This window comes from Subtercola boreus, from assembly GCF_003399635.1.
In the GTDB taxonomy this organism is placed as follows: Bacteria; Actinomycetota; Actinomycetes; order Actinomycetales; family Microbacteriaceae; genus Subtercola; species Subtercola boreus_B.
This window is the reverse complement of sequence record NZ_NBXB01000013.1, coordinates 14677-36063: the sequence shown is the minus strand read 5'-3', so window position 1 is coordinate 36063 and position 21387 is coordinate 14677. Positions and strand designations below refer to the sequence as shown.

Here is a 21387-nt window from a genome sequence, read left to right as displayed (position 1 = left end):
CGGGGACCGGCTGCGCAGAATATGGCTAGATCAGATACTGCGAAAGGCCGCGCTTGAAATACTTGCCGTCGCCCTTGGTGCCGAGGTATTCGTTGTCGTCGACGATGACCTTGCCGCGGGAGATGACGGTGTCGACGTGGCCGTCGATCTCGTAGCCCTCCCAGGCCGAGTAGTCCATGTTCATGTGGTGCGAGCGGCCCTCACCCACGCCGATCGAGGTGTGGCCGTTCGGGTCGTAGATCACCACGTCTCCGTCGGCTCCGGGCTGGATCACACCCTTCTTGCCGTACATGCCGAACATGCGGGCGGGCGTGGTCGACGTGAGCTCGACCCAGCGCGGCAGGCTGATCTCGCCCATCACGACACCCTGGTAGATCAGGTCCATGCGGTGTTCGACCGAACCGATGCCGTTCGGGATCTTCGAAAAGTCGCCTACCCCTAAGTCCTTCTGGCCCTTCATGCAGAACGGGCAGTGGTCGGTGGAGATGACCTGCAGGTCGTTCGTGCGGAGCCCCTGCCACATGTGGTGCTGGTGACCTTCTGCCCGCGAGCGCAACGGGGTGGAACAGACCCACTTCGCACCCTCGAAGTCGCCCCATTCGGCACTGGATGCCCCGAGCTGCTCTTCGAGCGAGAGGTAGAGGTACTGCGGGCAGGTCTCCGCGAACACGTTCTGGCCGCGATCGCGGGCGATGGCGATCTGTTCGACGGCCTGCTTCGCGCTCACGTGCACGATGTACAGCGGCGCACCGGTGAGGTTCGCGAGCATGATCGCGCGGTGGGTGGCCTCCTCCTCGGCCTGCCAGGGACGCGTGGTGCCATGGAAGTACGGGGACGTGTCGCCGCGGGCCACAGCCTGCTGCACGAGCAGGTCGATGACGCTGCCGTTCTCGGCATGCATCATCATCAGCGCACCGTTCTCGCTGGCGCGCTGCATCGCCTTGACGATCTGGCCGTCGTCACTCAGGAAGACGCCCTTGTAGGCCATGAAGAGCTTGAACGAGCTGACGCCTTCGTTCAGCAGTTCATCCATCGCCGTGAGCGAGGAGTCCTGCACGTCCGAGAGGATCTGGTGGAAGCCGTAGTCGATGGCGCAGTTTCCCGCGGCCTTCTGGTGCCACGCCTGGTACTGGTCGAGGATGTTCTCGCCCGCGTACTGCACGACGAAGTCGACGATCGAGGTGGTGCCGCCCCACGCCGCCGCACGGGTGCCGGTCTCGAAGGTGTCGCTCGCGAAGGTGCCGCCGAACGGCATCTCCATGTGCGTGTGTGCGTCGATCCCGCCCGGGATGACGTACTTGCCGCGCGCGTCGATCACCCGGTCGACGTTGGCCGCGACGTCGAACCCGAGCAGGGCCGATCCGGGCGCCAGCACGGCCGCGATCGTCTCGCCGTCGATCAGCACGTCGGCGGTGGCGACACCCGTCGCGTTCACCACGGTGCCATTGGAAATGAGTGTCTTCATCGGTTCAACTCCCTCGTTTCGAACAACCTACGGCTTGGGGATCGAGGTGTACGACTCGGGCCGGCGGTCGCGATAGAACTGCCAGTCGTCGCGCATCTCACGCACCAGGTCGAGATCGAGGTCGCGGATCAGGATCTCTTCGTCGGTACCGGATCCGCGTTCGCCCACGAAGTTTCCGCGCGGGTCGATCACCTGGCTGGTGCCGTAGAAGTCGACGGCGAGTTCGCCGTACTCGTTGTCTTCGCGGCCCACCCGGTTGGGCTGCATCACGAAGTAACCGTTCGCGACCGCAGCGGCCGGCCCCTCGACCTCCCAGAGACGGTTCGACAGCCCCGGCTTGGTGGCGTTCGGGTTGAAGACCATGTGCGCGCCGTTCAGCCCGAGTTCCCGCCACCCCTCGGGGAAGTGCCGGTCATAGCAGATGTACAGGCCGATCTTGCCGACAGAGGTGTCGAAGACGGGGTAGCCCATGTTGCCCGGGCGGAAGTAGAACTTCTCGAAGAACCGGTCGACGTGCGGGATGTGGTGTTTGCGGTACTTGCCGAGGATCGTGCCGTCAGATTCGACGATCACCGCGGTGTTGTAGTACACACCCGTGATGTCCTCCTCGTAGATCGGCAGGATGATGACGAGGTTCAGCTCCTTGGCGAGCGCGGCGAACCGTTGCACGATCGGCCCGTCGGCGGGCTCGGCGTAGCGGTAGTACTTCTTGTCTTCGGTGATTCCGAAGTAGGGGCCGTAGAACAGCTCCTGGAAGCAGATGATCTGGGCACCGTCAGCCGCCGCATCCCGCGCGAACTGCTCGTGCTTCTGGATCATCGACTCCTTGTCGCCTGTCCAGGTCGTCTGCGTGATCGCTGCGCGTACAACCGTCATTGGTGCAATTCCTCTCGAAGCCCGTTTTGTTATTATTGGTTCTGAACATTTCTCTCGTGTTTCAGACTGTGACGCAGGCGTAAAAATAAGTCAAGAGGTGTGGATGATCGACCAGATCGTCGAGGCTGTGGAGAACAGGACGCCCGAGGCCATCGCCGCGGCGGTGTCCCGATTGATACGGTCGGGCGGCATCGCCTCCGGCGACCGGCTGCCCACCGTGCGTGATCTCGCACGCGCTCTCGGGGTGAGCCCGGCGACCGTCTCGAGCGCCTGGCAGGCCCTCGCCGGGGTCGGCCTCATCACCTCCCGGGGCCGCGCAGGCAGCTTCGTGCTGAAGGCCGGCACGCCCTGGATGCCCTCCCACTTCGCCGAACTCGCCGGCACTCACGTCGAGGCCCGCCTCGACCTCTCCTCAGGCACACCCGATCCGGCCCTCCTCCCCTCCCTCGGCTTGGCCCTGGCCCGCGTACCCGCTCGGGCCGACACGTCGAGCTACCTCACCCAGCGGGTGCTGCCAGAACTCGAACGCCAGCTCCGGGCATCCTGGCCCTACTCACCCGAAAGCCTGACGATTCTCGACGGCGCACTCGATGCGGTCTCCCGCTCGCTCGAGATGGTGGTGCGCTACGGCGACCGGGTGCTCGTCGAAGACCCCTCGTTCCCGCCGTTCTTCGACCTGCTCGAACAGTTCGGGGCGGAGCGGGTACCCGTCGCCATCGACGAACACGGCATGCGGCCGGAAGCCCTGGCCCGGGCCCTCGCCACGAACCCGGCCGCGATCATCCTGCAGCCGCGGGCCCACAATCCGACCGGCGCATCCATGACCCCGAGGCGCGCCGAGGAACTCGTGCGGGTGCTGCGGGCGCATTCGCACCTGACAGACCCGGTGATCATCGAAGACGACCATTCGGCCGAGATCAGTTCTGCGCCCGCGCTCAGCCTCGGCTCGTGGCTGCCGCACCGGGTGCTGCACATCCGGAGCTATGCGAAGTCCCACGGCCCCGACCTGCGGATCGGAGCCCTCGCGGGTCCGTCCGCGCTCATCGACCGTATCGTCGCGCGACGGATGCTCGGGCCGGGCTGGACCTCGCGGATGCTGCAGGTGATCCTGTTCGAGCTGCTCACCGCTCCGGAGTCGGCGGCGCAGGTCGCCGAGGCCCGTGACACCTACCGGGCACGCCAGCAGGCTCTCGCTGCGGCACTCGAGAACCACGGGCTCACTGTCGCTTCGGCAGACGGCATCAACCTCTGGCTGCCGGTGCGCGACGAGAAGGGGGCCATGGTGTCGTTGGCCGCGAGCGGTATCCGGGTGGCTGCGGGCACCTCGTTCCAGCCGTCGACGGAACCCGGGGGCGGCCAGCGCGCGCACGTCAGGGTGACGGCAGGTCTCGTGCAGAACGACGTGCAGGAGGTTGCCGCACTGCTCGCCGCGGCTGCCCTCGGGGAGACGCCTCCCGGGGTGATCCGGGCGGTCTGACCGGGCCATCCATTCTGCGCCGGGCCGGTGTCGGCGGGCATCCCTAGACTGGGCGCATGCGCTTCGGAATCGTCATCCTCCCCCAGGACCCGTGGGCCGTGGCCCGCCCGAAATGGGAGGCCGCCGAGCAGTTCGGCTTCGACCACGCGTGGACCTACGACCACCTCTCCTGGCGATCGCTGGCCGGTGAACCGTGGGGGGCGACGATGCCGACCCTCACGGCAGCCGCAACGGTCACCTCGCGCATCCGGCTCGGAACCTTCGTGTCATCACCGAACTTCCGTCACCCCGTTCCGTTCGCGAAGGAGGTGGCGACCCTCGACGACATCTCAGGCGGCCGCTTCCTGCTCGGGGTGGGTTCCGGCGGTACCGGCTTCGACGCCTTCGTGCTCGGCCAGCAGGAGCTCACGCCCCGTCAGCGCCACGAGCGTTTCGCCGAATTCGTCGAGCTGACAGACCGGCTGCTGCGGTTTGAAGCGGCTCCGGATGCCCCGGGGGCGGCCGAATCATCCGGAATCACGTTCGACGGCGAGTGGTACACCGCCCGCGATGCGCGAATGGTGGGCCAGCCGGCGCAGGAGCCGCGCGTTCCCTTCGTTCTGGCAGCCAACGGCCCGAAGGGCCTGGCACTCGTGAGCCGATTCGGCCGGGGCTGGGTCACCACGGGGGCAGACGGTGCGGTCGGCGAAGACTGGTGGGCCGCGGTCGAGACCCTGGTGCAACGGCTGGAATCCGCAGCAGACGCGGAGGGACGGGACCCGGCGACGATCGACCGGTATCTGTCGCTCGACTCGGGCGGGCAGGTGTCGCTGGCGAACGCCGGGGTTTTCGAGCGGATGGTGGAGCGGGCATCCGGTCTCGGCTTCACCGACGTCATCACGCACTGGCCGCGGGCCGAGGGCGTGTATGCCGCTTCGGAGTCGGTGCTCGAGGAGGTCGCGGCCCGGCTCGATGGCTGGCGCTGAGCCGGAGCCCCCGCGCGGCGCACGGTTTCGTCGGCGGCAGCACAGGTGTGAGGATGGAATGTGAAGATAACCGTGTTGGCCGGTGGCGTTGGTGGAGCGAAGTTCCTGCGGGGGCTGAGGCAGCATCTGCGTGACACCCTCCCCGACGGGAGCGGTGGCACGAGCGCCGAGGTGACGGTGGTCGTGAACACCGGGGACGACCTCTGGCTGACCGGGCTCCGGGTCTGCCCCGACCTCGACTCGATCATGTACACCCTCGGCGGCGCGAACGATGAGGTACGCGGATGGGGACGGCTCGGCGAATCCGAGCGGGTGAGCGCCGAACTGACCGCCTACGGGGTGGGCTGGCCCTGGTTCACCCTGGGCGACCTCGACCTCGGCACCCACATCACCCGCTCCCATCTCCTTCGCGAGGGACTCACACTGAGCGAGGTGACGGCCGAGATCGCCGCGCGCTGGAATCTCGGGGTCACGCTGCTCCCGATGAGCGACCAGCCGGTCGAGACGCACGTGGTGGTGGCTGCTGACGGCAACGGCGTCGTCGGCGGGCCCGACGCGGCCGACGGCACCCGCACCATGCACTTCGAGGAGTGGTGGGTGCACTACCGCGCGTCACTGCCGGCCCTTCGTTTCGAACAGCACGGTCTCGAGTCCGCCACGGCGGCGCCGGGCGTCGTGCAGGCGATTCTCGGCGCGGATGTCGTGCTGGTCGCCCCGTCGAACCCCGTGGTCTCGATCGGCACGATCCTGCCGGTGCCGGGCATCCGGGAGGCCCTGCAGTCGACACTCGCGCCCGTGGTCGGCGTCTCACCCATCATCTCGGGCTCGCCGGTGCGCGGAATGGCCAAGGCCTGTCTCGATGCCATCGGCGTGGCCGTGGCCGCCGATGCGGTGGGGATGCACTACGGCTCCCGGGCGAACGGCGGGCTTCTGGATGCCTGGCTGATCGACGAATCGGACGCCTCCCTCGCCGACGGGATCCAGGCCGCCGGGCTCCGGGTGAGCGTCGTTCCGCTCTGGATGAACACCGTCGACCAGGCTGCTCAGCTCGCCGCCGACGCGCTGGTGGCCGGGAACAGCCGCTCGAGCACCTCGACGGGCCGCTCGATCTGACCGAAGTGGCCCGCATCGTCGAGGATGCCGCCCTCGAAGTCAGGGATCGTCGCCGCCAGCCGAACGTGGTCATCGTCGGCGACGAAGACATCCCTGCTGCCGCGGAGCGAACGAACCGGGCACCGGATGCCCGCCCAGCGCCTGGCGTCGTACTCGCCCGCACGAGCCGACGCCAGCACGAACGACAGGGGCCGAGCCTCGGCGGCGAGCGCACGGTACACACTCTGCGCGATCCTGCCTGGGTGGGCGAACAGCGGCCCCATCGACCGTCGGAAGAACCGGGTCGGCCCGATCACAGCGACGAATCGCGTGCCGAACCGGCCGAGGCGCGAGAGCACCCGCATCACCCCGAGCATGCCGACGTAGGCGGGCAGGTTCCGGAGCTCCCGGAACGGGTGCCGCACGGCCGCTGCGACGCCGAACGTCGTCGGCGAGACCAGGAGCACACGCTCGGTGGCCGTCTGCTGGGCGGCGGCGAGTTCGAGGGCGACGAAGCCGCCGAGGGAGTGGCCCACGATCATCCACCGGCCGTAGCCGAGGGAGCGGGCAACCTCCGCCACCGATGCGGCGACGGCCTCAATGGTGCGATCGTCGGCCTTGGCCGCGAGAGCGGAATCGCCCCAGCCCGCGAGATCGGGAATCACCAGGTCTTCGAGCGGGGCGGGCCCGCCGGCCTCCGCAAGGAACCAAGCAGCCGCCAGGAGTGGCGTGAAGGTACTCCAGGAGCCCGCCGCACCGTGCAGCAGGATGATCGCCCTTGCGTCGGCCCGGTGAGAACGGCGGCCGTGCCGGACCGTGATCGGCCCGGCCGATGTGTCGACAACGGAGGTCTCGAGCCCGAAGGCCTCCGGATCGGAGCTCACGCCGAAATGCCCGTAGTCGCGGGCGAACGTGGGAAGGTCACTGGGGTTCATCACACGTGTTCGTTACGGGCGCCCAAACCGAAAGCTCACAGTTGATGAGTTTTTGTCGTCTGTCATAGAGTAGAGGAATGCCAGCCGACGAGATCATCTACCGAAGCGTCGTCAACGGCCAGCAGGCAGAACTATCGGTCGTCGACGAACCGACACGCACCTACCGCCTGACCGTCGACGGTGTGCCACAGTCTCAGATCTGCCTGGCCGACCCCACCCTGGTCGATTTCGACTATGCCCGCCATATCGCCCGGGCCATCGACACCCGGGCAGCGGCGGGAGTCCCCCTCGTCTTCGCCCACCTCGGCGCCGGTGCCCTGACCCTGCCCCGCTACGTCCAGGCCACCCGGCCAGGATCGGTGCAGTACGCGGTGGAGTCGGAGGCGGAGCGCACCATCGACGTGCTCGGCATCCTGCCGCTCGGCGAGGGCAGCGATGTGCGCCTCCTGTTCGGTGACGCACGAGCCATCGTCGACGGTGGTGCGGGTAGCGATTCGGGCAATCCGCGCGCGCCATGGGTGAGCGCCGACGTCACTGTGGTCGACCTCTGGGCGGGATCGACAATCGGGTCGCAGGTCGCGAGTATCGAGTTCTACACTCAGCTGGAATCGATGTGCGCTCCGGGCGGGATGCTCGCCGTCAACCTCCTCGACGGGCCCGGATGTGCGTACATCCGTCGGCAGGCGGCCTCACTCAGCCTGCTCTTCGATCACGTTGTGGTCACGATGGACAGGCGGATGTTTGACGACACCCGTCCCGATCCGGAGCCTCACAGCATTCCCGACCCTGTTCGCGCCGGCAACATCGTGATCCTCGCCTCGAACCGCTCACTCGACCTCCTCGCAGCACCGGGCTGGCCGGTGGGCGACCACAATCCGCCGCGCGTGCTCGCCGGTCACGAGCTGCGGAACTGGATCTCAGGCGCCAAACCCATGACAGACCTTGACGCCACCGACTCCCCATCGCCCAGTGCGGGAGATCATGTCGGTGACGCTTGCGACTAAGGTCGCGGCGAAGGTTTCATGGTACCCATCGACGTCACCTCCATTCGAATGGATTCAGTGGAGCCGGGCGCGGCCCCGTAGTCGATTATATCTCATCTCCGGTCCGGGAAACTTCGGGGGTCTGCAGCGTCGGCGGCCAACACCTGTTGGGTGTATCTACCGAAAGTCGACACCGCATCCACTACATCAGCTGGGGTATCCACGTCACGGCGGATCGTCGAAAACGACGGCAGCGCGAGTGGCACCAGCCCGGCCGCTCTATGAGCGGCCGCAGATCCCTGGCCGAACCGGGGCACGAGAGGCACACCGGGCTGGGCCGTGATCGTGGTCGTTCCGACACCCTGCAGATCAGCTACGAACGCTGCGGTATGACCGGCGGCAGCGTGCAGCGCATCGTCGAGATCCGCTGTGGTGAGCGACGGCAGGTCAGCCGTGATCGCGGCGACGGGGGCCTCAGGGTGTCGGCACCGCGCCTCGGTGATCCCCACCGTGATGGCCGCGTTCAGCCCCTCGCCGGGGTCGGCCAGTATGCGGGCGCCGAGCGACGACAGCGCGGCGGCCGACTCGGTGTCGCCCGTCACGACGAGGATCTCCGCGACCTGCGACGAGGCGCGGAGCGCCTCCACGGTGTCGAGCGCAAAAGCCAGGGCCAGTCGTCGCCGCTCGAGCACTGAGGCAGGCAGATCCGCAAGCCGGGTCTTCGAGAGATCCGATCCCTTCACCGGGACGACGACGATCCACTCCATCACGGCCGCTCGGCCAGCCCGGACAGGCGCCCGGCCTCGAAACCCTCGGCGTAGCCGGCCGCCCGGCCCTCGGCGAGCGCCTCGTCGGTTCCGAGCCGGAACATGTCCGTCGGCCCGGTGCGCGTCAACGCCCGCGCAGGCGTCTCGAGCGATTCGACGACGAACTGCGAGAGCCCGCGCACCAGCGCCACGGGCATCCCGCTCGCCTTGCCCTTCACCAGGTCTGCGGCGGCGGCGATCTCATCGGCGACGGCCATCTGCGTGACCTCGAGCCTCTGCCCGAACGTGTCGATTCCCCCGCGCAGGTCGTCGACGACCAGCACGCCGGCAGAACCGATCGCGGCATCGGTCTGGCCCTCGCGCCACGCGCGCCCGAGCGTGTCGGAGACGAGGATGCCCACCCGAACCCCGAGCCGCTCGCGGAGGGCTGCAGCGAGCCGCCTGGCCGACGCATCGGGGTCGACCGGCAGCAGCAGCACGGTGCCGGCCGGCGTGTTGCTCGCATCCACGCCGGCTGCGGCCTGCACGATGCCGAGACGGTTCTCCACTATCCGCGTCACGCCACCCGGATGCGCGCGAGTGGCGACCACGCGAACGGTCTCGGCCGTGATGGCCTCTTCCCGATCATCCGCCCGCACTGAACGCCCCTCGGCCTTCGACACGATCTTGCTGGTCACGACGAGGATGTCGCCGTCTTCGACGTCGAGGCCCTGCCCCGCGAGAGCCTCGGCGATGAGCTCGTCGAGCGAATCACCCGCCGCCACCTCGCCCATGCCGGCGACGGCATACACCTGGATCGCAGGCACGTTCACGCCCGGCAAGGTCAGCGGGGGGACTGGAGGAACTCGGCGACCACCGGCGGCACGTAGGGCGAGACGTCGCCACCGAGACCGGCGACCTGGCGCACGAGCGAACTGGAGACGTGGGCGTGCCCCGGGTCGGGCAGCAGGAAGACCGTCTCCACGCCCGAGAGGTTGCGGTTCACGATCGCCATCGGCGTCTCGTAGGCCACGTCGACTTGCGAGCGGATGCCCTTGACGAGCACTTTCGCGCCAACCTCGACGCAGTAGTCGACCAGCAGGCCGACGCTCCATGAGGTGACGATGATGTTTCCCGGCAGACCGCCGTCGACGATCGCCTGCTGGATGAGGGAGACACGCTGGGCGATCGGCAGCAGAGCCGACTTGTCGGGATTGTGCACCACCAGCACGTGGACTTCATCGAAGATCCCGGCGGCACGCCCGATCACATCGAGGTGGCCGAGGGTCACCGGGTCGAACGAACCGGGGACGACCGCAATGGTGCTCATGCCCTCAGATTAGCAAGCCCCCGGCTCAGCTCTTCGCAAGGAAGGCCCGATCGTTCTCGTCGAGTCGACGCGTGAGGGCCGCCCGCAGCTCCGGATGCCCGGCGAGCGTGGCATCGGAGGCCAGCACTTCTGCCGCGGCCTGCCTCGCCTCGCCGATGAGGTCGCCGTCGCTCACCACTCGGAGCAAACGAAGCGACGACCGGCCGCCGGACTGGTTGCTGCCGAGCACGTTGCCCTCCCGGCGGAGCTCGAGATCGATCTGGGCGAGCTCGAAGCCGTCGATGGTGGAGGCCACGGCATCCACTCGCTCCCGTCCGAGCGTCTCGAGCGGTGCGTTCGTCACCAGGAGGCAGAGCCCCGGCACGCTGCCTCTCCCCACCCGGCCGCGGAGCTGGTGCAGCTGTGAGACACCGAACCGCTCGGCATCCAGAACCACCATGGTGGAGGCGTTCGGAACGTCGACACCCACCTCGATGACCGTTGTGGCCACCAGGAGGTCGATCTCGCCGGCCGCGAAGGCCTGCATGGTCTGGTCTTTCTCATCGGCCGTCATGCGGCCGTGCAGGGGCTCGATGCGCGCCCTGGCCAGCAGGGGATTGGCGCGGAGCTCGAGCAGCACGGTCGACACCGAGGCGAGCGGGCGTTTCGGCCCGGCCCCGCCCTCCGGGCCGTCGGCCTCCTCAGTGTCGTCTTCAAGACTGTCGTCTTCGAGAGCGTCGGCGTTCTCGGCCACGGTGGGTTCGATGGCGGGGCAGACCACGAAGGCCTGCCGACCGAGCGCCAGCTCCTCGGCCGTCCGTTCCCAGATCCGCCCGACCCAGCCGGGCTTCTCGGCGAGAGGCACCACGAAACTCGAGATGCCCTGCCGACCCGCAGGGAGCTCGCTGATCGTCGAGATGTCGAGGTCGCCGAACACGGTCATCGCCACGGTTCGCGGGATCGGCGTGGCCGTCAGCACCAGCACGTGCGGGGGTTGGGCGCCCTTCTTGCGGAGCGCCTCGCGCTGTTCGACTCCGAAGCGGTGCTGCTCGTCGACGACGACGAGGCCGAGATCGTAGAACTGCACGTTGTCGCTCAGGAGCGCATGGGTGCCGATCACGATCTTGGCCTGGCCCGACACCATCCGGAGCAGGGCCTTGCGCCGGGCCGCGACGGGGAGCTGGCCGGTGTGCAGGGTGGGAACGAGTTCGGCGGCGAGGTCCGGGCCGAGTGTTCGGACGATCGAGCGGAGATGCTGCGAGGCCAACACCTCGGTGGGGGCGAGGAGGGCCGCCTGACCGCCCGAGTCGGCGACGGCGAGCATCGCCCGCAGCGCCACCAGCGTCTTGCCCGACCCCACCTCACCCTGGACGAGGCGGTTCATCGGTTCGCCGCGTGCCAGATCGGTGCTGATCTCGCTGCCCACGAGCTGTTGGTCGCCGGTCAGGGTGAAGGCGAGCGCACGGTCGAACCGTTCGAGGTAGCCACCGGGCTTCGGCACGCGTGGCACGGCCTTCAGCGCATGCGCGGCCTGGCGCTGTTCGAGCAGTGCCATCTGGAGCACGAACGCCTCCTGGTACCGCAGCGCCTCCCGCGCCCGTTTCCAGTCGCTGTCGCGCTGCGGGCGATGCACGAGTTCGAGCGCTTCACGAAAGTCGACGAGACCGCGCTCGGTTCGCACGTCGACCGGCACCGGGTCGCCGACGGCACCCAGGGCATCCAGAACCAGTTCGACGGACTTCTGCACCTGCCAGCTCGCCATCGACGCGCTCGCCGGATAGATCGGGATCGGCATCTCCGCCCACTTCTTGGCCGACGCGGAGCCCGTGTCAAGAGTGAGGTCGTCGAAGAGTTCGTAGTCGGGATGGGCGAGCTGCAGCGCCCCCCGGTAGTCGGAGACCTTGCCGGCGAAGATTCCGCGCACCCCGGGGCGGAGCTGGTTCGCGCGCCACGACTGGTTGAAGAACGTGAGCGAAAGGATGCCGTGGCCGTCGGAGATCGAGACCTCGAGGATCGAGCCGCGGCGGGCCTTCATGCTGCGCTCCGACACCGACCGCACCTCGGCGACGATCGTCACCGTCTCGCCTTTGGGCAGTTCGTCGAGGGCGGTCAGTTCACCCCGGCGTGCGTAACGGCGCGGATAGTGGGCGAGCATGTCGGCGACCGTGCTGATGCCGAACGCCTTCTGCAGGGCGCCGGCAGTGCGGCCGCCGAGGATGGCCGCGACCTTCGAGTCGAGCGTCGCGCTGCCCCGGGGAACAGCGGGAGACGGCGGCACCTTCCCGATGTCGGGGTCGATCGGTGCGGCGAGCGCGGCTGCTGCACGACTCGCCCTGCCTCCGGATGGACCTGCCGCCGCATTCATACGCCGATTCTAGGCGTCGCCCCCGACAGCGGGAGCGCTAGGGTTTCTTCAATGACCCGCATCATCGCCGGATACGCCGGATCCCAGCGGCTCGCCGTCCCGCCGACAGGCACGCGCCCGACCAGCGACCGCGTGCGCGAGGCGATCTTCTCGGCCCTCGAAGCACGAGGCGTCGTGGCCGGCTCCGCAGTGCTCGACCTGTATGCCGGCTCGGGAGCGCTCGGACTGGAAGCCGCCAGTCGCGGCGCCGCGGAGATCACCCTGGTCGAGAAGAACCCCGGGGCTGCCCGCGTGGCGAAGAACAATGCTGCGGTCATCCAGAAGGCGGCCGCCGGTGCCGGGCAGCGCGGCGCTGGGAAGCCGCGCATCCACGTTCTGACCCAGTCGGTGGCGCATTTTCTCGCCGCGACCGTCTCGACGTTCGACATCGTCTTCGTGGACCCGCCCTACGACCTGCCCGAGGACGAGCTGGCGGACGGTCTGCGGATGCTCGGCTCCCGGGTCATGCCGGGCGCCGTGATCGTGGTCGAACGCACCTCCCGCTCCCCTCAGCCGACACTTCCGGCGACCCTGGTGGCCGATCGCCGCAAGGACTACGGCGAGACGACGCTGTGGTGGCTCACTACGGCGTGATCTGAGTTCTCTCAGAATTCGCACCCAATCTGAGTAATAGCTGCAGTACTGCAAGTTTGCACTTGCGTAACTTTGCATAAAGCGTAAAGTTGCGGCTATGAATATTCCCTCCGAGCTCGGGCTGCGCGATCGCAAGCGCATCGAGACACGAGCCCGGCTTGAACTCGCTGCGGTCACGCTCGCGCTTCGGGACGGACTGGCCCCGGCGACCGTCGATGCGATCAGCGAAGAAGCGGGAGTCTCGCCGCGCACGTTCTTCAACTACTTCGACAGTAAGGAAGACGCCGTACTGGGCGTGCGCGACTTCCAGCTCACCAGCCAGACGATCGGCCTCTACACCGTTCGCGCCGACGGCAGCGAGCTCGTGTCGTCTGTCGTGCGGCTGCTGCTCGCGGTCATCGCGCCGATGATCGGCGAGACCGACCTCCGCGAACAGCGCATGAACCTCGTCAAGGCGCACCCCGAGCTGCTCTCCCGGCAGCTCAACCAGATGACGCGCATGGCCGATGAACTCATCGCCGCCGTCAGAACGCTCGTCGAGAGCGATCCCGATCCGTCCCCTCGAGAGACCAACGCCGAGATGCTGCTCGCGCTCTGCGGCAGCGGCGTTCGGATCGCGATCAGGGAGTGGGTCGCCACCGGCAGCACAACTCCCCCAGAACAGCTTGAATCACGAGCGGTCTCGCTCGTCAGAGAGGTAACGAAGAAGATCCAATGAGTACCGCAACCGCACCGAAAGTCGCCGCAGCACCAACGCCTGCGGCCGATCAGGCAACCAGACGCAACATCCTGCTCGTCTTCGCCGGCCTGATGGTGACGATGCTGCTCGCATCGCTCGACCAGACCATCTTCAGCACCGCACTGCCCACGATTGTCGGTGAACTGAACGGCGTGCAGTACATGCTGTGGGTCACCACCGCCTACATCCTGGCATCCACCATCATGCTGCCGGTCTACGGCAAGCTCGGCGACCTCATCGGCCGCAAGGGCCTCTTCATCGCGGCGATCAGCCTGTTCATCCTCGGCTCGATCGTAGGAGGGCTCGCCCCCGACATGGGGCAGCTCATCGTGGGCCGCGCCATCCAGGGCCTCGGTGGCGGCGGGCTGATGATCCTCTCGCAGGCCATCATCGCCGACGTCGTGCCTGCCCGCGAGCGCGGCAAGTACATGGGAATCATGGGCGGCGTGTTCGCGCTGTCGTCGGTTGCCGGTCCGCTGCTCGGCGGCTGGTTCACCGAGGGTCCCGGCTGGCGATGGGGATTCTGGATGAACATCCCCCTGGGCCTCCTGGCGATCCTGTCAGCCGTGATGTTCCTGCACCTGCCGAAGGGGTCCCAGACGAAGCCGCGGATCGACTTCCCCGGCATGGTGCTCCTGGCCCTCGCGTCGACCGGCCTCGTGCTGACCACGACCTGGGGTGGCAACACCTACGCCTGGGATTCGCCCACCATCGTCGGCCTGATCGCCGGAACCGTGCTGGCGGCGATCGCCTTCATCATGGTCGAACGGCGCGCCGTGGAGCCGATCATGCCTCCGCATCTGTTCAAGGACCGCAACTTCAACCTGACGACGATCGCCGGCCTGATCATCGGCATCGCGATGTTCGGAGCCCTGGCGTACCTGCCGACCTACATGCAGATGGTGACGGGGGCGACCGCCACCCAGGCCGGTCTGCTGCTGATTCCGCTGATGGCGGGCCTGCTGGTCATTTCGATCGGGTCTGGCCAGCTGGTCAGCCGCACGGGCCACTACAAGTTCCTGCCGATCATCGGCACGGTCATCACGGCGGTCGCGCTCCTGCTGCTGTCGACCATGACTGCCGGGATGCCCGTCTGGATCATCTGCGCCTACCTCGCGATCATGGGTATCGGGCTCGGTATGTGCATGCAGATACTGATCCTCATCGTTCAGAACTCCTTCCCCCTCCGTGAGGTGGGCACGGCGACCGCGTCGAACAACTACTTCCGCCAGATCGGTGCCTCACTGGGCTCCGCCGTGGTCGGTTCGCTGTTCGTCGCCAAGCTGACCTCGCTGATGGCCGAGCGCCTTCCCGCCGGTGCGGGCACGGCCGGTGGCAGCAATTCGTTCACACCCGATCTGGTGCGGAGCCTGCCGTCCGCGGTGCGCGACATCATCGTCGGGTCGTACAACGACGCTCTGACCCCAGTGTTCCTCTACATGGTGCCGCTAGTGCTCATCGCGACGGTTCTGCTCTTCTTCGTGAAGGAGAAGCCTCTGGCGACGACGCTCGACCGTGACGCAGCTCCCGCTACCGAAGGTGCGTCGCTCAGCCGCTGAGCGTCCGCCCACCCGCGCGCCCCTCGCCCACCCACGCCGACTTTCCCGTTTGTGCACCAAAACGCCCGAAGGGCGGCGCAAACGGGAAAGTCGGCTCTGCGTTTCGGGAGGGTCGGAACGTCAGCGCCCGGGGTCGGGCTCCGGGAGCAGTTGCAGGCCGACGGTGGTGCTCGCACCGAGCATCAGCGCTTCGATCCAGGCACGGTTCAGCACCGGCTCCTTGCTGCCGTAGAACTTGAACTGCAGCGGAATCGACGGATGCATCCAGAGAGACGCGTGACCGGCTCCCGCATCCGGACCGTAGGCGTACTGCATTGTGAACGACTCGGCCCGGCGGAGCTTCGTGACGATGACCACTCGCAGGTGCGCGAGCACCCGGTCGTCGAACTCGATCTCCACACCAGGCGTGCCATAGATCAGTTTGCCCATGTTCGCGCTCATTCCGTTCAGCCAGGTCACGCGTTCACTGCTCGATCGCGCCAATACAATCCCACAGTCTAATCGGGGATCCAGACTCAGCCGATTGCGCCGTTCCAGTCGTCGAACGGGTCCCAGCCACCCGGCCTCACGTAGGCTCTGCCGCCCACGGTGACCCGCGGATGCCCGTCCTCCCCTTCGCGCACCTCGCCGATCACCCGGAACTCCTCCGGCAGTGTCGCACCCGGCGGGAAGGTCGCAAGGAGGGAGTGGTCCTCTCCTCCACAGAGCACGAAATCCTCTGCGTCTCCACCGATCGAGCCGTCGAGCTCCCGGAGGGTCCGGCCTTCGGCTTCGATGGCGTCATGGAACAACTCGAGAGAACACCCACTCGCCACGGCGATACGCCCCGCGTCGAGCACCAGCCCGTCAGACACGTCGAGCATCGCGGTGGCACCGGCATCGGCCGCGCGCGGTCCGGCTGCCAGAGGCGAGACCGGCGCCAGCTGCGCCTCCACAATGGCGGGGTGCGCAGCACGCACAGCACGCCCGGCGGCGACGTCGGGGCTGAGGATGCCGGCCTGACGGCCGGTCGCTGGCACGACTTTTGGCAGGCCGTGCTGCGTGCCTGGTGGCAGGCCGTCGGGCGCGCTGGCGTCGGACTGCCCCTCGGCGAACAGTTTGGCGATACCCGCCCCCGCAAGGCCGAGCGCTCCCGCCACGGCGACCCGGTCGCCCGGGCGCGCCCCCGACCGCAGTACCGGCGCACGTCCAGCCAGGTCTCCGAACGCCGTCACCGCCAGCACGAGGGTGTTCGACACCGACAGGTCTCCGCCGACCACGCCGGTGCCGGGTGAGAGCGCCGCGCAGGCGTCCCGGAGCCCGTCGGCGATGCCCTCGAGGGCAGTGACCGTCGTGCCGAGTGGTGCAGCGATAGCCACGACGAGTGCGCTCGGCGTGGCTCCCATCGCTGCGACATCCGACAGGTTCGTCACGGCGGCCTTCCAGCCCAGATCGTGCGGCGTCGACCAGGCGAGCCGGAAATCGGGGCCGTGGATCATCGTGTCCGTCGTCACCACGAACCGACCGTCGGGCGCGGCCACGACGGCGGCGTCGTCTCCCGGGCCGACCAGCGCCGCGTCGGCATCCGGCAGCCGAGGGAAGATGCGCGCCAGGGCAGCGACCTCGCCGACGCTGGCGAGGGTGTCCTCCGGCGAAGCGGCGGCCTGCCCTCCGGCACGCGGGTTGCCGGGTGCGTCTTCGCGCGAAAGCTGAGGGTCTGCCCCACGGGTGTCCACAGCTCAACGGTAGCCTGTTGGTGATGCCTCCCCGTAAACGCCTCCTGGTTCCGGGTGCCCTCGCGGCTGCCCTCGTCGTCGCAGCCGTGACAGGTTGCGCTCCGACCGTGGCTCTCGATCCCGCAGCCGGCGCCACCGACCCCGGGTGCGCCGAAGTGATGGTGAGGCTTCCGTTGACGGTCGCGGACGAGTCGAGCCGTGAGACGAATGCCCAGGCGACGGCGGCGTGGGGTTCGCCTGCCTCGGTGCTTCTCCGCTGCGGGGTGGCCGAGTACGGCCCGACGACGCTCCCCTGCCTCGACATCGGAACAACGACCGGGCAGACCGGCCAGAGCATCCAGTGGATCGAAGACGACTCCGAGAAGCCCAGCTACACCTACACGACGTTCGGCCGGAACCCTGCGACCCAGGTGATCGTGGATTCCACTGCGGTCTCTGCGACCACCGTGCTGATCGACCTGCAGAGCGCCATCGCCTCCATCCCGCAGACGTCGGTCTGCACCAATCCCGATAATGTGCTCGGAACGGGAGGCACCGCCACGGGCGGAGCGACGGGCGGGGCAACCGACCCCGCCACCGGTGGAGCAACAGGCGGAGCCACCGCCCCCATACCCGATCCCGCCACGTCCGCACCCGCTGACACCGGCGCGCCGTTCGTCATCGAGACCACTCCGCCGACTCCGGCCGGCTGACGCCCCCGCCCCGCCCTGATGGATCCCACGGCCTCCGCTCCGGACCCGGGTATTCCGCCGCACGACGGACTGCCGAGGAGCCGCACACTGCGGAGGCGCCTCGCGTTGGGCTCCGCGGCGCTGGTCACGATCGTCGCCGGGCTTTCCGTGCACACCCAGGCCACCGGCGCTCCTGGCGACATCGCCGGCGACGCGCTCTACGCCGTGCTCGTCTACCTCGTGGTCGCTGTGATCGCACCGCGAGTGCACCCGGTGCGCGTCGGCCTCGTTGCCCTGGTCCTCTGCGCCGCGGTGGAGCTCTTCCAGCTCACCGGTGTTCCCCTGAGCATCGCGAGCACGTTCCCACCCGCTGCACTGCTGCTCGGCAGTACCTTCTCGCCCGTCGACCTCCTCGCCTACGCGGCGGGGATCGCCGTCGTCACCGCGCTCGACGCCACCGCCCGCAGGGCCCTGCGGGCCCGGCCGGTCGGGCCGCGCACGCCCGAGCGCTAGCCGTCCAGCCCTCGGCGCGCCAGGAGCGGAGCGATCTCTGCGGCACGCCACCCCTCGAACGGCGGCAACGCATACGGCACGGTGCCGGACTCGAAGAACGGATTGCTCATGCCCTGAAGCCTATGACGAGCATCCAGACGCGCGAGCGCAAGGGTCAGCTGCCAATTGGCCTGCCTTGTCGAAGCGAGCGTAGCGTTGGAAGCATGACAGTTCCCACAGTGACCCTGAACAACGGCGTGGAGATCCCCCAGCTGGGCTTCGGCGTGTTCCAGATCCATCCCACCGACACGAAGGACGCCACGCTCGCCGCCCTCGAAGTCGGCTACCGCCACATCGACACGGCCGAGATGTACGGCAACGAGAAAGAGGTCGGGCAGGCCGTTGCCGCGTCGGGCCTCGCACGCGAGGACATCTTCGTCACGAGCAAGCTGAACAACGGCTTCCACGCCCGGGATGCCGCGCTCAAGGCGTTCGACGGCACGCTCGAGGCACTGGGGTTCGAGTACCTCGACCTGTTCCTGATCCACTGGCCGCTGCCGAAGGTCGGCGACTACCTCGAGACCTGGAAGGCGATGGAGGAGATCCTCGCCTCGGGACGGGTCAAGGCCATCGGCGTCTCGAACTTCCAGCAGCACCACCTGCAGCGCCTGTTCGACGAGGCTGAGATCGTGCCCGCCGTCAACCAGATCGAGGTGCACCCGTACCTGACGCAGGATGTTCTGCGGGCCTTCGACACCGAACACGGCATCGCGACCGAGGCCTGGTCGCCCATCGCCCAGGGCAAGGTGCTCGACGACGAGGCCATCACGGCCATCGCCGACCGCCTCGGAAATTCCCCCGCCCAGGTCACCCTGCGCTGGCACATCCAGCGCGGCGACATCGTCTTCCCCAAGTCGGTGACGCGCTCCCGCGTCGAGGAGAACTTCGCCCTCTTCGACTTCGCACTGACCGACGCTGACCTCGCGGCCCTGGATGGCCTGAACCGCGACGAGCGCACGGGCCCGAACCCCGACGAGTTCAACTACATCCCCGACTGACCCGCACCCTCACCTTCTCCTTCTCCTACCGCCCGCCACGGCCACGACAGGCAGAAATGCACCCATAACTCCGGTTTTGGGTGCATTTTTGCCCGCGGATCGCGTCGGGTGGTCAGGGGGCGGGGGGAGGGCAGGGGGCGGGGGCGGGGGGCTACTCGAGGGCCAGGGTAAGGAGGTGCGTGATCAGGGCGGGGTAGGAGACCCCGGTGGCGATCCAGCAGGCGGGGAACATGCTGATGGGCGTGAACCCGGGCATTGTGTTGATCTCGTTTACGACGAAACCTGTCGGCGTGAGAAAGAAGTCGACCCGCGCGAGCCCTTCACAGCCGATCGCGGTGAAGGCGCGCACGGCGAGCTCCCGCATCTCGGCCAGCTCAGCGTCGGTCAACACGGCGGGGCACACCAGCTCGATGCCCGCAGCCCCGAGGTATTTGGCATCGAAGTCGTAGAACTCGCGGTCGGTCATCACGACCTCCCCGGCGACGGATGCCCGGGGCTCCGCCCCACCGAGGGAGCCCAGTACGCCGCACTCCACCTCGCGCCCGACGATCCCCTCCTCGACGAGCACCCGGTCGTCCTCGGCGAAGGCGACCTCCATTGCCGCGGCGAACGTGGACCAGTCTTTGACCTTGCTCACGCCGACCGACGAACCCGCGCGCGCCGGCTTCACGAACACCGGCAGTGCGAGCGCAGACGCCGCGGCATCCTGAACCGCTGTGGGCGTCGCAGCCCACGCCGCGGCAGTCACCGTCTGCCAGGGCGCGACGGCGATGCCGGATGCCGCGAGCACGGTCTTCGTGAAGTGCTTGTCCATGCCGAGCGACGACGCGAGCACGCCCGACCCGACGTACGGCAGAGAGACGAGTTCGAGCAGGCCCTGGACGGTTCCGTCTTCGCCCCACGGCCCGTGCAGGATCGGGAACACCACGTCGATGTCTCCGAGTGAGCGTGCGGCGCCCGCGGCATCCAGAACCGTCAGCTCGCGCGACAGGGCAGACGACGGCCAGGCCACCCGCGTGCCGTTGTCGAGAACCGACGGCATGGCCGATGCGTCGAGCGTGAACTTCGAAGCGTCATCGTCTTCGAGCACGAAGGCTCCGTCACGGGTGATACCGATCGGGATCACCTCGTAGAGCGAGCGGTCAATGGCCGCCAGCACCCCGCCCGCCGTTGCGCAACTGATCGAGTGTTCGCTGGAACGGCCGCCGAAGAGCAGGGCCACCACGGTTCTTTCTGCCATCGATCGGCCTTTCGCCCTGGGGTTCGAGTGAATCGGTTGTGAGGTGGGGCGCGATGTCCCGAGGGTTCAGCGTACCGGCAAGCACCTGGCTCACCTGTTGCACGATGGGCATGTCGACCCCGCGGGCTGCCGCCAGTGTGAGAATCGGCGCGACCGACGCGAGCCCCTCGGCGGTCTGCTGCATGCGCGCGACGACATCGGTGAAGCTGTAGCCCTGGCCGAGCAGGCGGCCCGCCGTGTTGTTGCGGGAGAGCGGAGACGAGGAGGTCGCAATGAGATCCCCGAGACCGGCGAGCCCCGACATCGTCTCGGGGCGCGCACCAAAGGCCACGGCGAAATCGGTCATCTCGGCAAGCCCACGGGTCAGGATCGACGCCTTCGTGTTCTCGCCGTAGCCCACCCCGTCGACGATACCGATCGCCACGGCGATGAGGTTCTTCAGCACCCCGCCGAATTCGGTACCGATGACATCCGTGTTCACGAACGAACGGAAGTAGCGATTGGTGGCGACCATTGCGACAGCCTCAGCGGTCGCCAGCGAGGCAGACGAGATGACCGCGGCCGTCGGCTGTTCCTTGGCGATCTCGAGGGCGAGGTTGGGCCCGGATGCCACGGCCAGCCGGTCCCGATCAATGACGAGCCCCTGTTCGAGCACCTCGCTCATCCGGAGGCCGGTGCCCTTCTCGACCCCCTTCATCAGGCTGATGACGATCGTCTCGGGCCCGATCAGCCCAGAGAGCGCAGCGAGGTTGGACCGCAGCGACTGGCTTGGAATCGACACGAACACGAACGCTGACGACCCGACGGCCTCCGCGAGCGACGACGTCGCCCGGATGCTCGGCGGCAGGTTGATGCCCGGGAGGTAGTCGCTGTTGCGCTTGGCCAGGCCGATCTCCCGCGCGAGCTCGGGTCGCCTGGCCCAGAGCGTCACGTCGGCACCGCCGTCGGCGAGGATCTTGGCGAACGTCGTGCCCCAGCTGCCCGCCCCCAGGATGGTGACCTGCGGCACGGGCGGAACGACGATCGGGGGCTTCCGCCGCCCGAAGAGGGGGCTCACCGTCGGGTTC

Annotated in this window: 21 protein-coding genes; 10 read left to right on the top strand and 11 right to left on the bottom strand. The window is 68.0% G+C overall.

Going from position 1 to position 21387, the window contains the following annotated elements; genetic code table 11:
• Positions 1-25: 25 nt before the first annotated feature.
• Positions 26-1465 carry a dihydropyrimidinase gene (hydA, locus tag B7R22_RS04470; protein WP_116410608.1) on the bottom strand — a complete coding sequence of 480 codons (1440 nt, stop codon included), beginning with the start codon at positions 1463-1465 and terminating at the stop codon, positions 26-28.
• 27 nt (positions 1466-1492) lie between these two features.
• Positions 1493-2341 carry a nitrilase-related carbon-nitrogen hydrolase gene (locus B7R22_RS04465; RefSeq protein WP_116410607.1) on the bottom strand — a complete coding sequence of 283 codons (849 nt, stop codon included), beginning with the start codon at positions 2339-2341 and terminating at the stop codon, positions 1493-1495.
• Positions 2342-2444: 103 nt separating this feature from the next.
• On the opposite strand from B7R22_RS04465, the gene B7R22_RS04460 reads away from it, so the two are divergent.
• Genes B7R22_RS04460 through cofD form a run of 3 tightly spaced genes read left to right on the top strand, consistent with a single transcriptional unit; the run spans position 2445 to position 5896 of the window.
• Positions 2445-3818 (top strand): PLP-dependent aminotransferase family protein, encoded by a 1374-nt coding sequence (locus tag B7R22_RS04460; RefSeq protein ID WP_116410606.1) that lies wholly within the window; start codon positions 2445-2447, stop codon positions 3816-3818.
• A 56-nt stretch (positions 3819-3874) separates the two neighbouring features.
• Complete coding sequence (locus B7R22_RS04455; RefSeq protein WP_116410605.1) at positions 3875-4783, top strand: LLM class flavin-dependent oxidoreductase; 909 nt, start codon at positions 3875-3877, stop codon at positions 4781-4783.
• Positions 4784-4843: 60 nt separating this feature from the next.
• The gene (gene cofD, locus B7R22_RS04450) at positions 4844-5896 is read left to right on the top strand and encodes a 2-phospho-L-lactate transferase (RefSeq protein WP_116410604.1); all 1053 of its coding nucleotides are present in this window, start codon (positions 4844-4846) and stop codon (positions 5894-5896) included.
• Here cofD and B7R22_RS04445 read toward each other — a convergent pair.
• Entirely contained in the window at positions 5827-6810 is a 984-nt protein-coding gene (locus tag B7R22_RS04445) for an alpha/beta fold hydrolase (RefSeq protein ID WP_116410603.1), read from the bottom strand. The genes cofD and B7R22_RS04445 overlap by 70 nt on opposite strands.
• Before the next feature lie 77 nt (positions 6811-6887).
• On the opposite strand from B7R22_RS04445, the gene B7R22_RS04440 reads away from it, so the two are divergent.
• Positions 6888-7814 (top strand): spermidine synthase, encoded by a 927-nt coding sequence (locus B7R22_RS04440; protein ID WP_116410602.1) that lies wholly within the window; start codon positions 6888-6890, stop codon positions 7812-7814.
• 92 nt (positions 7815-7906) lie between these two features.
• Here B7R22_RS04440 and cofC read toward each other — a convergent pair whose 3' ends face one another.
• From cofC to B7R22_RS04420, 4 genes are read right to left on the bottom strand one after another with little or no spacing between them, the layout of a single operon-like run.
• The gene (gene cofC, locus B7R22_RS04435) at positions 7907-8560 is read right to left on the bottom strand and encodes a 2-phospho-L-lactate guanylyltransferase (protein ID WP_116410601.1); all 654 of its coding nucleotides are present in this window, start codon (positions 8558-8560) and stop codon (positions 7907-7909) included.
• Entirely contained in the window at positions 8560-9372 is an 813-nt protein-coding gene (locus tag B7R22_RS04430) for a coenzyme F420-0:L-glutamate ligase (RefSeq protein ID WP_116410624.1), read from the bottom strand. Before B7R22_RS04430 ends, cofC begins: the two co-directional genes overlap by 1 nt.
• A gap of 11 nt (positions 9373-9383) precedes the next feature.
• Complete coding sequence (gene coaD, locus B7R22_RS04425) at positions 9384-9869, bottom strand: pantetheine-phosphate adenylyltransferase (RefSeq protein WP_116410600.1); 486 nt, start codon at positions 9867-9869, stop codon at positions 9384-9386.
• A 25-nt stretch (positions 9870-9894) separates the two neighbouring features.
• Positions 9895-12213 (bottom strand): ATP-dependent DNA helicase RecG, encoded by a 2319-nt coding sequence (locus B7R22_RS04420; protein WP_116410599.1) that lies wholly within the window; start codon positions 12211-12213, stop codon positions 9895-9897.
• 51 nt (positions 12214-12264) lie between these two features.
• Between B7R22_RS04420 and rsmD the strand changes: the two genes are divergently transcribed.
• The 3 genes from rsmD (at position 12265) to B7R22_RS04405 (ending at position 15144) form a co-directional block, all read left to right on the top strand.
• Positions 12265-12846: a 16S rRNA (guanine(966)-N(2))-methyltransferase RsmD gene (rsmD, locus tag B7R22_RS04415; protein WP_116410598.1), complete on the top strand. Its 582-nt coding sequence runs from the start codon at positions 12265-12267 to the stop codon at positions 12844-12846.
• A gap of 97 nt (positions 12847-12943) precedes the next feature.
• The gene (locus B7R22_RS04410) at positions 12944-13564 is read left to right on the top strand and encodes a TetR/AcrR family transcriptional regulator (RefSeq protein WP_116410597.1); all 621 of its coding nucleotides are present in this window, start codon (positions 12944-12946) and stop codon (positions 13562-13564) included.
• Entirely contained in the window at positions 13561-15144 is a 1584-nt protein-coding gene (locus tag B7R22_RS04405; protein WP_116410596.1) for an MDR family MFS transporter, read from the top strand. Before B7R22_RS04410 ends, B7R22_RS04405 begins: the two co-directional genes overlap by 4 nt.
• A gap of 120 nt (positions 15145-15264) precedes the next feature.
• Here B7R22_RS04405 and B7R22_RS04400 read toward each other — a convergent pair whose 3' ends face one another.
• Both B7R22_RS04400 and B7R22_RS04395 read right to left on the bottom strand, forming a co-directional pair.
• Positions 15265-15603: a DUF7882 family protein gene (locus B7R22_RS04400; protein ID WP_253258875.1), complete on the bottom strand. Its 339-nt coding sequence runs from the start codon at positions 15601-15603 to the stop codon at positions 15265-15267.
• Between the two features lie 56 nt (positions 15604-15659).
• Complete coding sequence (locus tag B7R22_RS04395) at positions 15660-16859, bottom strand: thiamine-phosphate kinase (protein WP_116410595.1); 1200 nt, start codon at positions 16857-16859, stop codon at positions 15660-15662.
• Positions 16860-16882: 23 nt separating this feature from the next.
• Between B7R22_RS04395 and B7R22_RS04390 the strand changes: the two genes are divergently transcribed.
• From B7R22_RS04390 to B7R22_RS04380, 3 genes are all read left to right on the top strand, one after another.
• On the top strand, positions 16883-17551 hold the full coding sequence (locus B7R22_RS04390) for a DUF3515 family protein (protein ID WP_116410594.1): 669 nt from the start codon (positions 16883-16885) through the stop codon (positions 17549-17551).
• A gap of 18 nt (positions 17552-17569) precedes the next feature.
• Positions 17570-18043 (top strand): DUF2809 domain-containing protein, encoded by a 474-nt coding sequence (locus B7R22_RS04385; RefSeq protein WP_116410593.1) that lies wholly within the window; start codon positions 17570-17572, stop codon positions 18041-18043.
• A gap of 203 nt (positions 18044-18246) precedes the next feature.
• Positions 18247-19080, top strand: a complete 834-nt coding sequence (locus tag B7R22_RS04380) for an aldo/keto reductase (RefSeq protein WP_116410592.1) — start codon at positions 18247-18249, stop codon at positions 19078-19080.
• Between the two features lie 151 nt (positions 19081-19231).
• Here the strand turns inward: B7R22_RS04380 and B7R22_RS04375 are convergent, their stop codons facing one another.
• Together B7R22_RS04375 and B7R22_RS04370 are read right to left on the bottom strand one after the other, a co-directional pair.
• On the bottom strand, positions 19232-20320 hold the full coding sequence (locus B7R22_RS04375; protein ID WP_116410591.1) for a D-alanine--D-alanine ligase family protein: 1089 nt from the start codon (positions 20318-20320) through the stop codon (positions 19232-19234).
• Positions 20223-21314, bottom strand: coding sequence for an NAD(P)H-dependent glycerol-3-phosphate dehydrogenase (locus B7R22_RS04370; protein WP_253258877.1), 1092 nt, complete (start codon positions 21312-21314; stop codon positions 20223-20225). Before B7R22_RS04370 ends, B7R22_RS04375 begins: the two co-directional genes overlap by 98 nt.
• Between the last annotated feature and the right edge of the window lie 73 nt (positions 21315-21387).

Coding starts and splice junctions, on each gene's coding strand:
- hydA (WP_116410608.1), bottom strand. CDS start 1,465: ATGAAGACACTCATTTCCAATGGCACCGTGGTGAACGCGACGGGTGTC.
- B7R22_RS04465 (WP_116410607.1), bottom strand. CDS start 2,341: ATGACGGTTGTACGCGCAGCGATCACGCAGACGACCTGGACAGGCGAC.
- B7R22_RS04460 (WP_116410606.1), top strand. CDS start 2,445: ATGATCGACCAGATCGTCGAGGCTGTGGAGAACAGGACGCCCGAGGCC.
- B7R22_RS04455 (WP_116410605.1), top strand. CDS start 3,875: ATGCGCTTCGGAATCGTCATCCTCCCCCAGGACCCGTGGGCCGTGGCC.
- B7R22_RS04445 (WP_116410603.1), bottom strand. CDS start 6,810: ATGAACCCCAGTGACCTTCCCACGTTCGCCCGCGACTACGGGCATTTC.
- B7R22_RS04440 (WP_116410602.1), top strand. CDS start 6,888: ATGCCAGCCGACGAGATCATCTACCGAAGCGTCGTCAACGGCCAGCAG.
- cofC (WP_116410601.1), bottom strand. CDS start 8,560: ATGGAGTGGATCGTCGTCGTCCCGGTGAAGGGATCGGATCTCTCGAAG.
- coaD (WP_116410600.1), bottom strand. CDS start 9,869: ATGAGCACCATTGCGGTCGTCCCCGGTTCGTTCGACCCGGTGACCCTC.
- B7R22_RS04420 (WP_116410599.1), bottom strand. CDS start 12,213: ATGAATGCGGCGGCAGGTCCATCCGGAGGCAGGGCGAGTCGTGCAGCA.
- rsmD (WP_116410598.1), top strand. CDS start 12,265: ATGACCCGCATCATCGCCGGATACGCCGGATCCCAGCGGCTCGCCGTC.
- B7R22_RS04410 (WP_116410597.1), top strand. CDS start 12,944: ATGAATATTCCCTCCGAGCTCGGGCTGCGCGATCGCAAGCGCATCGAG.
- B7R22_RS04405 (WP_116410596.1), top strand. CDS start 13,561: ATGAGTACCGCAACCGCACCGAAAGTCGCCGCAGCACCAACGCCTGCG.
- B7R22_RS04390 (WP_116410594.1), top strand. CDS start 16,883: ATGCCTCCCCGTAAACGCCTCCTGGTTCCGGGTGCCCTCGCGGCTGCC.
- B7R22_RS04385 (WP_116410593.1), top strand. CDS start 17,570: ATGGATCCCACGGCCTCCGCTCCGGACCCGGGTATTCCGCCGCACGAC.
- B7R22_RS04380 (WP_116410592.1), top strand. CDS start 18,247: ATGACAGTTCCCACAGTGACCCTGAACAACGGCGTGGAGATCCCCCAG.
- B7R22_RS04375 (WP_116410591.1), bottom strand. CDS start 20,320: ATGGCAGAAAGAACCGTGGTGGCCCTGCTCTTCGGCGGCCGTTCCAGC.